We start from the raw sequence: 13,188 nt of genomic DNA, 5'->3' as shown, positions 1-13,188 counted from the left end.
TCGTCCGGGTGGGGGTGCCCCCCTTGGGGGAGTGCCCCCAGGCCGGTTCAGCCGGCCATCCGCCGGTTGACCTCGTCCAGCCGGTCGGCGATGGTGCCGTGGATGATCTCGTCGCCCACCCGCACCGAGATCCCGCCGATGACCGCCGGGTCGACGTCCAGGTTCAGTTGGATCGGCCGGCCGTACAGCCGGGTCAGCGTGTCGCCGAGCCGCTGTCGCTGAGCGTCACTGAGCGGTACCGCCGAGGTGACGACGGCGACCGAGCGGCCTCGCCGCGCCGCGGCCAGCGAGCACAGGGCGTCCAGCCCACTGTCCAGGCTACGTCCCCTCGGCCGTTCCACCAGCCTCGTGACGAGCCGGATCGTGACCTCGTGGGCCCGGCCGCCCAGCAGCTCGCGGATCAGCCCGGCCCGGGCGGCGATTCGCGCCGAGTCGGTGTCCTTCGCGCTGAGGGCCGCGCTGAGCGCCGGCGAGGTGGCGACGATCCGGCCGAACCGGAACAGCTCGTCCTCCACCGTGTCCAGCGCGCCGGCCTCGTCGGCGGCGATCAGGTCGGCCGCCTCGGCCAGCTGCTCCACCGCGTCGACCAGGTTCCGGGAGGCGGTCCAGCGGGACCTGACCATGCCGGAGACCAGGTCGACGGCCTCGCCGCTCACCTGCCCGGTGAGCAGCCGGCCGACCAGCTCGGCCTTGCGCTCGCCCGACTGCGCCGGGTCGGTCAGCAGCCGCCGCAGCGCGGTCTCGCGATCGAGCAGCGCCGTGACCGCGGCCAGGTCGGAGGCCAGGTCGGCGGCGTCCACGCGGGTGTTGTCGGTCAGCGCGTCGAGCCGCTCACGCGCGGCCTCGACGGCCTCTCGGCTCGCGCCGATCATGCGGTCACGCTCCCCTTCTCACTCGCCTGAAAAGGGTGAGCCACGACGACGGCGCGGCTCGCTCGGCGGCTCGCCGTTCCGATCATCCGGTCTCTCCCTCTCCCTGTCGCACTCGCTGCTCACGGGCCGGACGCCGCCGGGCACCGGCCCGGCGGCTCGACCCGTTGCTGGTGGAACTCATCGACCGGCCTCGGTACGGCTCGGAACCGAGCCGTCGGCCTGCTCCTCGAGCTCGTCGAGGAAACGGTCGATGGTGCGGCTCTGCCGGGCGTGGTCCTCCAGGGACTCCCCGACCAGCCGGCCGGCGAGCTCGATCGCCAGCTGGCCCACGTCCTGCCGCAGCTGCTCGGTGGCCTGCCGGCGGTCGGCCGCGATCTGGGTGTGACCGGCGGCGATGATCTCCTCACGCTGCCGCTGCCCCTCCGCGCGCATCTCGGCGATGAGCGCGGCACCCTGCTCCTGCGCCTCCTGGCGCAGCCGCGCGGCCTCGTGCCTGGCCTCCGCGAGCAGCTCCTTGTAGCTGTCCAGCGTCTGCCGGGCCTCGGCCTGGATGGACTCGGCCTTCTCGATGCCGCCCTCGATGGACTCGCGGCGCTCGTCGAGGGTCTTGTTGATGTTCGGCAGCAGCTTCTTGTAGAAGGCGAAGAAGATGATGCCGAAGCAGATCAGACCGATACCGACCTCAGGCCACACGGGCAGCAGCGGGCTGTTGGGCTCCGATGCCGCCAGTTCGATCATCTCGATCATGTGGGTGGACCTCTCGTCTAAAGAGCGGCGGGCCGGATCACGGGTTGGCGAAGGCGAGCACGAAGCCCATCAGCGCCAGCGCCTCGATGACCGCGAAGCCGAGCAGCATGTTGGTACGGATCAGGCCGGCGGCCTCGGGCTGCCGAGCCATGGCCTGCACGCCGTTACCGAAGACGATGCCGACGCCGATGCCGGGGCCGATGGCGGCGAGGCCGAAGCCGATGGTGTTCAGGCTGCCCTTGATCCCGGAGGCGGCGGCGATGGTCTCGAAAGCTGCGGACATGTCCGTTCTATCCTTCTCTGTGGTGGGCCGGTGGGGTGAGCGCCCACCGGGGATGTTGCTTGGGGCTCTCAGTGCGCTTCTTCGAGCGCCTGGGAGAGGTAGTTGGCCGTCAGGACGACGAAGACGTAGGCCTGCAGAGCCTGGATGAAGAGCTCGAAGCCGGTCAGGATCAGCGCGAACACGAACGCGGGGATCGCGTAGAGCGTGCCGACGAAGCTGCCCAGCATGTACCAGGTGGCGGTGATGAAGAGCAGCAGCAGCAGGTGACCGGCGAACATGTTGGCGAAGAGCCGGACCGCCAGCGTGAAGGGCCGCAGCAGGACGTTCGAGAAGAACTCGATGGGCGTCAGGATCACGTAGATCGGCCTGGGCAGCCCGCTGGGGACGCAGAGGTTGCGGACGCCGCCGACGAAGCCGTTGGTCCTGAACGTCACCGTCATGTACACGACCCACACCACGACGGCGAGGACGGCGGGGAAGGCGATGGCCGAGGTCACCGGGAACTGGGCGAACGGAATGACCGCCCACACGTTCATGACCCAGACGAAGAAGAACAGCGAGACCAGGAACGGTACGAAGGGTTCACCCTTCTTTCCGATGATCTCGCGGGCGACACCGCGGCGGACGAAGTCGTAGCCGGCCTCGGCGACCATCTGCAGCTTGCCCGGCACGACCTTCGGGTTGGCGAACGCGGCCCAGAAGAAGGTGAGGATCGCCACCGTGCCGAGGAGCGCCAGCAGCATGATCTTGTTGAACTCGATCGGACCGATGGTCACGATCGGTTCGAAAAGGAACGACCACACCGACGGGGCGGGGAAGCCGCAGTCGTTGAACAGATGGCAATCGGTCTCGAAGGCGAGCACTTCCTCGTTACTCACCGTGAGCTCCCTCGGCGTGACGCATGAATACGGCAACCTCGATGTGTCGGCGTGGCGGCATGCCACGGAACGGCACTGGACTGGGTGTGGCGGGAGAAACGCCGGTCGGCACATGCACCGCTGTCCCGCACAGCACGCGCGCCTGCCTCGACTCGGCTCTCGGCGACGGACGATAGCAGCACGCGGCGAGGCTCGTTATACAGCCCCCGCTGTCACCACTGCCGCTCATGGCCGCCCACCAGGCGACGAACCCGTGGACTCTGGCACCACGTAGGGGGACTTGATGCGCACATGCGCCCGAACCTGGCCACCGAGCCAGGCGACGGTGCCGACGACCACGCCGATGATGAACGCGCGCGGGTTGAGGAACGAGGCGTCGCGCAGCAGGAGGAGCGCGACGACCAGCAGGACCATCTGCGTCGTGTACGTCATGAAGGCCGCGCCGAAGAACAGCTCAGGCCAGCGCCGGCCGACATACCCGAGGGTGAGCAGACCTCCGCCGAAGAAGAGGGCGGCGAGGAGCACCCCGAGGGCTACCCCGACGGCACCGTCGACCCCGGCCACGACCGCGCCGATGGCGACGGCGAGCACACCTACCGCGGCAGTGGGGATCGCGGCGCCACGGACGATCGCGGCGTCGTTGGACTGCATGGAAGTGTTTCTCCGACGGGCTTTGGGGACTGTCGTCGTTGACGAATTGACAAGCGTTTCGTGAACGCTATCACAAACTATTTGATGAGGTCTTTACCCAGTTCGTGTGCAGGGGCTCACACGGGAGAGGTAATCAAACCGTTGCGGAGCTGACGGGACGATCACCATCTGCTAAGCGCCCCGACGCCCGAACGTCACGCTCACGACCGACTGTCGATCTTCCGCCGCCGCGGCGACCGCTGCCGGTCCCCGATCGCCGTCGCCCCCTGTGGCCGCCGGTCGCCTGCGGCGGGCTTGACCGGCGAATCCACCGCCGGCTCCGCGACGGCCGTGGGCGCGGCCGGGGCCGCAGCCTCGCCATGCTCCGGTTCGGCGCCGGCAGGCGCCTCGGCCGCCGGCGGGGCCGCCACCTCCGGGCCCTTGGAACCGGTCGCGCCGGCAGACACAGCGGGCGCCACGGCGGCCGCGCGGCTGTCCGCCCCGGCGGACCTCGCTGGCGAAGCCGGCGGCTCGGCGGCCGCGGCCGCGTCACTCGCCGGCGGGGCGGCCACCTCCCGTTCCTTCGAGCCAGTCGCGCCGGCAGGCGTCCGCCGGTAGCGCGGTGGCACCAGACGCTCCGCCCACCGCGGGGCGCGCGGCGTGAAGCGCGGCATCAGCAGGACGACCAGGCCGACCGCGCTCAGCACCACCACCAACGGCACGATCCACGCGCTGGCCCACTCGTTCGCGGCCTGCGCCGAGTACGCCACCGCGCCGAACGAGATCAGCGCCGACCAGAAGTACATGATCAGCACGGCCCGGCTCTGCGAGTGGCCGATCTCCAGCAGCCGGTGGTGCAGGTGGCCGCGGTCCGCGCTGAACGGCGAGCGCCCGTTCCACGTGCGGCGCACGATCGCCAGCACCAGGTCCATGAACGGCACCACGATGATCGTCAGCGGCAGCAGCAGCGGAATGTACACCGGCACCTGCTGCACGGTGCGCTCCCGGCCGGTCAGGTCGAGGCCCATCGCGTCCGGGTCGACCTGGCCGGTGATGGACACCGCGCCGGCGGCCAGCACCAGGCCGAGCAGCATCGACCCCGAGTCGCCCATGAAGATCCGCGCCGGGTGCAGGTTGTGCGGCAGGAAGCCGATGCACATGCCCATCAGCACGGCCGCGAAGAGCGTCGCGGGGGCGGCCGCCTCGATCCCGTAGCCGTACCAGATGCGGTACGCGTACAGGAAGAACGCCGCCGCCGAGATGCAGACCATGCCGGCGGCCAGGCCGTCGAGGCCGTCCACGAAGTTCACCGCGTTGATGGTGACCACCACGATGGCCACCGTGAGCAGCGTGCCCTGGAGCGGGGTCAGCGCCACCATGCCCACCGTGGGCACCGGCAGCCACAGGATGGTCAGGCCCTGGAGCACCATCACGCCGGCCGCGATCATCTGGAGGCCCAGCTTGAGCAGCGCGTCCACGCCGTACCGGTCGTCGAGCACGCCGACGATCCAGATCAGCGCCGCCCCGGAGAGCAGCGCCCGCGGCTCGTCCGAGGTCAGGAACACCTCGCCGATGTTCTCCAGTTGGGCAGCCACCAGCAGGCCGGCGCACAACCCGCCGAACATCGCGATGCCGCCGAGCCGCGGGGTGGGCTCACGGTGGACGTCCCGCGCTCTGATCGCCGGCATCGCGCCCCAGGCGATCGCGAACTTCCGCACCGGACCCGTCAACAGATAGGTGACCGCGGCCGCGACACAGAGGGTCAACAGGTATTCGCGCACAAGATGCCCCAGTGGTCTCGCTGGACTACCGCCGAACACCCTCTCATGCCCGCGCCCCCCTCGACCGCCACGGAGCGCGCGACGGCACCCCGGTCAGCGCGGTGACGACGGGATCGAGCGCCACGCTGATCTCCTCGCCGATGCTGCGGAAATAGGGCAACGGGGCACCATAGGGATCCTGCACCTCGTCGGCCTCCGCGTTGGGCGCCAGCAGCCAGCCGCGCAGGGCGGCGGCCGCCCGGGAGAGCGCCCGCGCACGCTCCACCAGGCCCTCGGGCGAGGACGCGGCGGGCAGCGTGGCCATGTCGATGGCCCGCACCAGGCGGGTGAACTCCTTGAGCGTGAACGTGCGGAGGCCGGCCGAGTGCCCCATGGAGATCACCTGGGCCCGGTGGTCCCGGGTCGCGGTGAGCACCAGATCGGCCTGAATCACGTGCTCGTCGAGCAGTTCCCGGCCGAAGAAGTCACCGGCGTCGGCGCCGTACTCGGCGAGCAGCTCCGCCGCGTGCGCCTCCATCGGAGCTCCCTCGTGCCCCCAGGTGCCCGCGCTCTCCACCACGACACCGCCGGCGAAGCCACCGAGCCGGTCGCTGAGGGCGTGGCGGGTCAGCCGCTCGGTGATCGGCGACCGGCACACGTTGCCCGTGCTCACGTGCAGTATCCGGAAGACCTGCCGCGGAGCGCCGGGCGCCTCGGACGCCGGTATGCCGGTGCTTCCGGTGTCCGCGGGGCTGGCCGCGGGCGGGGTCAATGCGAGGTCTCCAGATCGGGGACGACCTTGCGCAGCTCCTCCTCGCTCACCGCCCCGGCGCGCAGCAGCACCGGAACCTCCCCGGTGACGTCGACGATCGAGGACGGCACGGTGTCGAGCGTCGGGCCGCCGTCGAGGTAGACGGCCACCGCGTCGCCCAGCATCTCCTTGGCGCCGTCGCAGTCGATGGGCGGCGCGTGGCCGCTGAGGTTGGCGCTGGAGACCGCCATCGGGCCGAAGTCCTTGAGGAGTTCGAGGGCGACGGGGTGCAGCGGCATCCGCACCGCGACCGTGCCGCGGGTCTCCCCCAGGTCCCAGGTGAGGGACGGCTGGTGCTTGGCGACGATGGTGAGCGCGCCGGGCCAGAAGGCGTCGACGAGCTCCCAGGCGCGCTCGGAGAAGTCGGTGACCAGCCCGTGCAGCGTGTTCGGCGAGCCGATCAGCACCGGCGACGGCATGCCGCGGCCGCGCCCCTTGGCCTCGAACAGGTCGCCCACCGCACTGGTGTTGAAGGCGTCGGCCCCGACCCCGTAGAGGGTGTCGGTGGGCAGCACGACCAGATCGCCGCGCCGCACGGCGGACGCCGCCTCCCGGAGCCCGTGCTTGCGGTCGACCGGGTCCGAGCAGTCGTAACGACGTGCCATGACTGAGGGTCCTCCTCTCACCGCGCGACCCGGCGGGCGGTGGCGAATCGTGGCCGGTTGTTGAGGTCGGGGTGGTCCGCGGCGTCGGCCCAGCCGCGGTCCTCGGTGAAGATCCAGGGCACCTGGCCGCCCTGGGTGTCCGCGTGCTCGATGACCACCATCCCACCGTGGCGCAGCAGCCGGTGCGCCGCCCGCTCCAGGCCCCTGATGGTGTCGAGGCCGTCCTCGCCCGAGAACAGCGCCAGTTCGGGATCGTGGTCCCTGGCCTCGGGCGCCACGTGCTCCCACTCGCCGAGCGGGATGTAGGGCGGGTTGGAGACCACCAGGTCGACCTGCCCGGTCAGCTCGGGCAGGGCGGTGCGGGCGTCCCCGTGGTGCAGGACCACCCGGGATCCCTCGGCGTTCCTTCTCGCCCACTCCAGTGCCCGTTCGTCGAGCTCGACGGCGTGCACCCGGGAGCGCGGCACCTCCTGGGCCAGTGCCAGCGCGATGGCGCCCGAGCCGGTGCACAGGTCGACGATCAGCGGCTCGGCCACGTCCATGGCGCGCACCGCGTCTATCGCCCAGCCCACCACCGACTCGGTCTCCGGGCGGGGCACGAAGACACCTGGCCCCACCTGGAGTTCGAGGTAGCGGAAGAACGCCCGGCCGGTGATGTGCTGGAGCGGCTCGCGCGCCTCGCGGCGGGCCACCGCCTCCCAGTAGCGGGCGTCGAAGTCGGCGTCGGCGACGGAGTGCAGCCTGCCGCGCTCGGTGCCGTGCACGAACGCGGCCAGCTCCTCGGCGTCGTACCGCGGCGATGGCACCCCGGCGTCGGCCAGCCGCTGGGTGGCCCTGGCCACCTCGGCGAGCAGCACGGAACGAGGCGCCCCACGCCCGCCGGTTGGCCGGACGTCGGGGGAAGGTCCGCTCGATGCAGTCACGTCGCCCACCCTACGCATCTCACGCTCACTGCGCCGCCGCGAGCTTGGCGGCGGAATCGGCGTCCACGCACGCCTGGATCACCGGATCGAGCTCGCCGTCGAGCACCTGGTCGAGGTTGTACGCCTTGAAGCCCACCCGGTGGTCCGAGATCCGGTTCTCCGGGAAGTTGTAGGTGCGCACCCGCTCCGAGCGGTCCACCGTCCGCACCTGGCTGCGGCGGGCGTCGGACGCCTCCCGGTCGGCCTCCTCGCGCGCGGCGGCCAGCAGCCGGGCGCGGAGGATCCGCAGCGCCTGCTCCTTGTTCTGGAGCTGGCTCTTCTCGTTCTGGCAGGAGACGACGATGCCGGTGGGCAGGTGCGTGATGCGGACCGCGGAGTCCGTGGTGTTGACGGACTGGCCGCCGGGCCCCGAGGAGCGGTAGACGTCGATGCGCAGGTCGTTCTGGTTGATCTCGACCTCGACGTCCTCGGCCTCCGGCAGCACCAGCACGCCGGCGGCCGAGGTGTGGATGCGGCCCTGGGACTCGGTGGCCGGCACCCGCTGCACCCGGTGCACGCCGCCCTCGTACTTGAGCCTGGCCCACACGCCCTGCCCGGGCTCGGGGGTGCCGCGGCTCTTCACGGCCACCGAGACGTCCTTGTAGCCGCCGAGGTCGGACTCGTTGCCGTCGATGACCTCGGTCCGCCAGCCGACGCGCTCCGCGTACCGCAGGTACATCCGCAGCAGGTCGCCGGCGAACAGCGCCGACTCGTCGCCGCCCTCGCCGGCCTTGATCTCCAGGATGACGTCCTTGTCGTCGCTCGGGTCGCGCGGGACGAGCAGCAGCCGCAGCTCGTCGGTCAACTCCTCGCGGCGGGCCTGGAGCTGCTTGACCTCGTCGGCGAACTCCGGGTCCTCCGCGGCGAGTTCGCGGGCGGTCTCGATATCGTCGCCGGTCCCCCGCCAGGCGCGGAAGGCGGTGATGATCGGGGTCAGCTCGGCGTACCGCTTGCCGAGCCGGCGCGCGGTCGCCTGGTCGGCGTGGATCGCGGGGTCGGCGAGCCGTCGCTCGAGGTCGGCGTGCTCGCCGACCAGTTCCTCGACCGCCTCGAACATCGTGGCTGCTCCTGAGCTCTGCGTAACGGGGGCTTGAGGGGACGCGCCCCTCTTACTGATACGAAAAGCGCCGGTCCGGCCACCGCCTGGTCTTCCAGGTCGGGCGGCCGGGCCCGGCGCCGTCGGGGTCGCTACTTCCGGTTCGACCCGGCGCTCTTGCCGAAGCGCGCCTCGAAGCGGGCCACGCGGCCACCGGTGTCCATGATCTTCTGCTTACCGGTGTAGAACGGGTGGCACTCCGAGCAGATGTCGGACCGGATCGTCCCGCTGCTCACGGTCGACCGGGTGGTGAACGACGCGCCACAGGTGCAGCTGACCTGGGTCTCGACGTACGCCGGGTGAATGTCGCGCTTCACGGTGTCTCCTAGGTTCGGGAGGGCGCCGGGTCGGCACGCGGGATGCGCGCCGTGAACCGGGGCCGACGCTCCAGTCTGCCAGCACTGGTGCGCACCCTCCAAAACGGCCCCCCTGCCCCCGCTATTCCCCCCGCTATTCCCCCCGCTACTCCCCCGCGATGACCTCCTGCTCGCGGGGCTGCGGCTCGGCCGCCGACCCCTCCGTGGCGCTCCTCGGCACCGGCCGGTCGTCACGCAGCGCGTTCCACACGTCACGCGACTGGCGCTTCAGCGGCACGACCCGGTTGCGGTCCTGCGGGTCGAGGGTGATGGGGAGCGTCAGCATGTTCATCTCGTCCGGGTCGATGCCCTTGAGGGTGCGGGCCAGGCCGACCAGCTTCGAGGCCGAGGCGAGTCCCGAGTCCGTGGTGACGGCGCGGGTCGTGGTGTCGGCGATGTCGTAGAGCCGGCGCGGGTCGCCGAACAGCCCGATCCCGTCGACCTGCCGGGCCAGGGCCCTGACGAACGAGTGCTGGAGCCGGATCCGCCCGAGGTCGCTGCCGTCGGCGAGCGCCTTCCTGGTGCGCACCAGGGCCAGCGCCTGCTCCCCGTCGAGGGTGTGGGTGCCGGCGCCCAGGTCGAGGTCGCTGTCCTCGTCCCTGACCGCCTGGGTGGTGGTGACCTCGACGCCACCGAGCGTGTCCACGACCTGCGAGAACCCCTTGAAGTCGACCTCGACGTAGTGGTCCATCCGTACCCCGGACAGCTCCTCGACCGTCTTCACGGCACAGGCGGGCCCGCCGACGCTGTACGACTCGTTGAACATCACCCGCTCCCGCGCCGGCTCGGTGCCCCCACCAGGACGCTCACAGGCGGGCCGGTCGACGAGGGTGTCCCGCGGGATCGAGACGACGGTGGCGGCGTCCCTGGCCTCGTTGAGGTGCACGATCATCGCGGTGTCGGCCCTGGCGCCCTTGTGCTGCCCGTACGCCCCGTGCGTGCCGGCCCGGGAGTCCGAGCCGAGCACCAGCATGTCGAGCGACCCGTTGGGACTGTCCGCCGGCCGGTCGCGGCCGAGGGCGCGGTCGATGTCGACGTGCGAGATGTTGCGGTCGAACTTGACGTACAGCGCGGTCAGCCCCGCCCCCGCCAGCAGCACCAGCAACGCGAGACACAACGCCCCCACCCGCACCACCCGCCACAGGCGCTGCCTCCCCGACCCGCCATCCACCTTTGGGGCCATCAACCCAGTGTGCGGGCTCCCCGCCGTCCCCGCCTCCCGACGCCCGCCGGCCGGTTCTCCCCCACCCTCCCCCAGCTAACGCTGGGAGGTGCCCCCACAAGCCCCGTGGTTCCGCGCTCCGCGCGGGGCCCGGGCCCTACCCGGGCCATGGCGGCGCCGGGGTTCGGCGCCGCTGCGCCGGGCTACGGCCCCGCCGCCGGCTCCCGCTTCGCGGGACAGCGCTGCGCGGGCCCGGCGGAGCGGGCCGCTGGGTTGTTCGCGTGGGGGGCCTACCCCGGGCCGCGGCGGCTCCGCCGCCGGGGGGGGCGGCGTCGTTCGACGCGGCGGGCCGCTGGCGTGTGCGCCAGCGTGGCCGCTGCGCGGGGTGGCGCCGCCCCACGCGGCCGCGGCGGCTCCGCCGCCCGGCTCTCGGGCTCGTGCCCTGGGCACACAGCCCAGGCCGTGGCCTGGGGCGGCGGAGCCGCCACCCCGCGCGGAGCGCAACAAAGAGGGCGGGCGGGTGGGGCAACACCCCCGGCCCGCGGCCAAACGCCAGCCGCACCGTCGCGGCGGCGCAGCCGCCACCCCGCGCGAAGCGCGGAACAAAGGGCTCGTGGGGGCACCTCCCAGCGTTAGCTGGGGGAGGGTGGGGAGGACCCCGCGCGGGAGCGCAAAGGGGCGGGCGGGTGGGGAAGAACCCCCCCCCCCCCCCCCCCCCCCCCGCCGCCCGGCCGTCAGTCGCCGTTCGGCCCCGGCGTCGTCTTCTGAATCTGCAGCAGGAACTCCGCGTTGGACTTCGTCTGCTTCATCTTGTCCAGCAGCAGCTCGATCGCCTGCTGCTGGTCGAGCGCGTGCAACACCCTCCGCAGTTTCCAGACGACGGCTAGCTCATCGCTGCCCATCAGGATCTCCTCCTTGCGCGTGCCGGACGCGTCCACGTCCACCGCCGGGAAGATCCGCTTGTCGGCCAGCTTGCGGTCGAGCTTGAGCTCCATGTTGCCGGTGCCCTTGAACTCCTCGAAGATCACCTCGTCCATCCGCGAGCCGGTCTCGACCAGCGCGGTGGCCAGGATGGTCAGCGAGCCGCCGTCCTCGATGTTGCGCGCCGCGCCGAAGAACTTCTTCGGCGGGTAGAGCGCGGCCGAGTCGACACCACCGGACAGGATGCGCCCGGAGGCCGGGGCCGCCAGGTTGTAGGCGCGGCCGAGGCGGGTGATGGAGTCGAGCAGCACGACCACGTCGTGGCCGAGCTCGACGAGCCGCTTGGCGCGCTCGATGGCCAGCTCGGCGACCGTGGTGTGGTCCTCGGACGGCCGGTCGAAGGTCGAGGAGATGACCTCGCCCTTCACCGAGCGCTGCATGTCGGTGACCTCTTCGGGACGCTCGTCGACGAGGACGACCATCAGGTGGCACTCGGGGTTGTTGCGGGTGATGGCGTTGGCCACCGCCTGCATGATCATGGTCTTGCCGGTCTTCGGCGGGGCCACGATCAGACCGCGCTGGCCCTTGCCGATGGGCGAGACGAGGTCGATGATCCGGGTGGTCAGCGCGCCCGGGTCGCACTCCAGGCGGAGCCGCTCCTGCGGGTAGAGGGGGGTCAGCTTGTTGAACTCCGCGCGGCCGCGGCCGGATTCGGCGGCCATGCCGTTGACGGAGTCCAGCCGGACCAGCGCGTTGAACTTCTCGCGCCGCTCCCCGTCGCGCGGCTGCCGGACGGCGCCGGTGACGTGGTCGCCCTTGCGCAGGCCGTTCTTGCGGACCTGGGCGAGCGAGACGTAGACGTCGTTGGGGCCGGGGAGGTAGCCGGAGGTGCGGACGAACGCGTAGTTGTCGAGGATGTCGAGGATGCCGGCGACGGGGATCAGCACGTCGTCGTCGGCGACCTGCGGCTCCACGACCTCGTCGCGGCCGCGCCGACCGCGACGGTCGCGGTAGCGGCCGCGCCGGCCGCGCCGGCCGCCGTCGAAGTCGTCGTCGCCGCCGCGATCACGGTCGCGGTCCCGGTCGCCACCCCGGTCGCGGTCACGGTCGCGGTCCCGGTCGCCGCCCCGGTCACGATCACGGTCGCGGCTCCGGCCCTGCCCCTGGCCGTCCTTGTTCTGGCCGTCCTTGCCCTGGCCCTGGCCCTGGTTCTGACCGCCCTGGCCGGCGCTCTGGCCCTGGCCGCCCTGCCCCTGGCCCTGGCCGGCGCCCTTGTCGCGGCGCCCGCGCTCCCGCTTGGGCCGTTCGGCGGACGATCCGTCACCCTTGCCGCCACGCTCGCCGGAAGCGGTGTCGGCGGCCGGGGCGGACGCCTCGCGCTCGGTCTCGGCGATCGACGCCGTGCCGTTGACGGCGGCCCTGGTCCTGCTCTCGCCCTTGCCTTCGGCCTTGGGCTCGGCCTTGGCCTCGGCGGCCTGGCCGGGAATCTCGATCTGCTGCTGAGCGGTGGCCTCGTCACCCGTGCGCGCCCGCGAAGTGGTACGCCGCTTGGGCTTCTCGGTGGCGGGCGCGGCCTCGGCGGACTTGCTGTCCGCGCTCGCGGCCGCGGAGCCGCCGGATCCGGCGGCCTGCTTCTCCTTGATGACCTCGATCAGCTGGCTCTTGCGCATCCGCGCCGTGCCCCTGATCCCCAGCTTGGCGGCGACCTGCTGCAACTCGGCCAGAACCATGCCGTCGAGGCCGGTACCGGAACGCCGGCGCTTGGGCGCGGCGGTGGCGGCAGGAGCGTCCGTGGCGGACGCGGTGGCAGCACCGGCAGACTTGTCGGCGGTGTCGGCACTCACGCCCATCAGATCGGTGGTGTCGCTCACTAAGGGTCCTTCCCTGGAGCGGACGTCGGCCTGTCTGGCTCGGCGACCGGTCGTGCTGTCCGGCTGCGGCCCTTGTGCGGCGGGCCGGCCGGTGCGGTAATCCCGCCTGTGATCGCGGCGGAAGATCAGTTGATGCTGGTGCGGGGGGATGTCACAGTGAACCGCCGCACCGTTCCGGAGCGGGCTCAACACCGCCAGGCAGGCTGCTCAGGCTGGTGATGGAGGCTCCCGGAA

The 13,188-nt window shown here is 71.8% G+C and carries 13 protein-coding genes; all 13 read right to left on the bottom strand.

Going from position 1 to position 13,188, the window contains the following annotated elements; translation table 11 throughout:
- Positions 1–47: 47 nt before the first annotated feature.
- On the bottom strand, positions 48–872 hold the full coding sequence (locus ACYVPE_RS03945; protein WP_461031954.1) for a F0F1 ATP synthase subunit delta: 825 nt from the start codon (positions 870–872) through the stop codon (positions 48–50).
- 177 nt (positions 873–1,049) lie between these two features.
- The gene (locus ACYVPE_RS03940; protein WP_461032036.1) at positions 1,050–1,610 is read right to left on the bottom strand and encodes a F0F1 ATP synthase subunit B; all 561 of its coding nucleotides are present in this window, start codon (positions 1,608–1,610) and stop codon (positions 1,050–1,052) included.
- Positions 1,611–1,656: 46 nt separating this feature from the next.
- A complete protein-coding gene (atpE, locus tag ACYVPE_RS03935; RefSeq protein WP_461031953.1) occupies positions 1,657–1,902 on the bottom strand; it encodes an ATP synthase F0 subunit C in 246 nt (81 codons plus the stop codon).
- Positions 1,903–1,970: 68 nt separating this feature from the next.
- Positions 1,971–2,765, bottom strand: coding sequence for a F0F1 ATP synthase subunit A (gene atpB, locus ACYVPE_RS03930; RefSeq protein ID WP_461032035.1), 795 nt, complete (start codon positions 2,763–2,765; stop codon positions 1,971–1,973).
- A gap of 240 nt (positions 2,766–3,005) precedes the next feature.
- Positions 3,006–3,431: a hypothetical protein gene (locus ACYVPE_RS03925; RefSeq protein ID WP_461031952.1), complete on the bottom strand. Its 426-nt coding sequence runs from the start codon at positions 3,429–3,431 to the stop codon at positions 3,006–3,008.
- Positions 3,432–3,631: 200 nt separating this feature from the next.
- Entirely contained in the window at positions 3,632–5,203 is a 1,572-nt protein-coding gene (locus tag ACYVPE_RS03920; protein ID WP_461032034.1) for an MraY family glycosyltransferase, read from the bottom strand.
- Between the two features lie 31 nt (positions 5,204–5,234).
- On the bottom strand, positions 5,235–5,897 hold the full coding sequence (locus tag ACYVPE_RS03915; protein WP_461032033.1) for an arsenate reductase/protein-tyrosine-phosphatase family protein: 663 nt from the start codon (positions 5,895–5,897) through the stop codon (positions 5,235–5,237).
- Positions 5,898–5,938: 41 nt separating this feature from the next.
- Positions 5,939–6,586: an L-threonylcarbamoyladenylate synthase gene (locus ACYVPE_RS03910; protein ID WP_461031951.1), complete on the bottom strand. Its 648-nt coding sequence runs from the start codon at positions 6,584–6,586 to the stop codon at positions 5,939–5,941.
- A 17-nt stretch (positions 6,587–6,603) separates the two neighbouring features.
- Positions 6,604–7,527, bottom strand: a complete 924-nt coding sequence (gene prmC, locus ACYVPE_RS03905; protein ID WP_461031950.1) for a peptide chain release factor N(5)-glutamine methyltransferase — start codon at positions 7,525–7,527, stop codon at positions 6,604–6,606.
- Between the two features lie 7 nt (positions 7,528–7,534).
- Positions 7,535–8,605: a peptide chain release factor 1 gene (gene prfA, locus ACYVPE_RS03900; protein ID WP_461031949.1), complete on the bottom strand. Its 1,071-nt coding sequence runs from the start codon at positions 8,603–8,605 to the stop codon at positions 7,535–7,537.
- Between the two features lie 131 nt (positions 8,606–8,736).
- A complete protein-coding gene (gene rpmE, locus ACYVPE_RS03895; RefSeq protein WP_461031948.1) occupies positions 8,737–8,961 on the bottom strand; it encodes a 50S ribosomal protein L31 in 225 nt (74 codons plus the stop codon).
- Between the two features lie 145 nt (positions 8,962–9,106).
- A complete protein-coding gene (locus ACYVPE_RS03890; RefSeq protein WP_461031947.1) occupies positions 9,107–10,183 on the bottom strand; it encodes an LCP family protein in 1,077 nt (358 codons plus the stop codon).
- Positions 10,184–10,896: 713 nt separating this feature from the next.
- Positions 10,897–12,954, bottom strand: a complete 2,058-nt coding sequence (gene rho / locus ACYVPE_RS03885; RefSeq protein WP_461031946.1) for a transcription termination factor Rho — start codon at positions 12,952–12,954, stop codon at positions 10,897–10,899.
- Positions 12,955–13,188 lie beyond the last annotated feature (234 nt).

The sequence above is a fragment of the Streptomyces mayteni genome, assembly GCF_054783955.1.
This window is presented reverse-complemented; position numbering and strand designations above follow the sequence as displayed.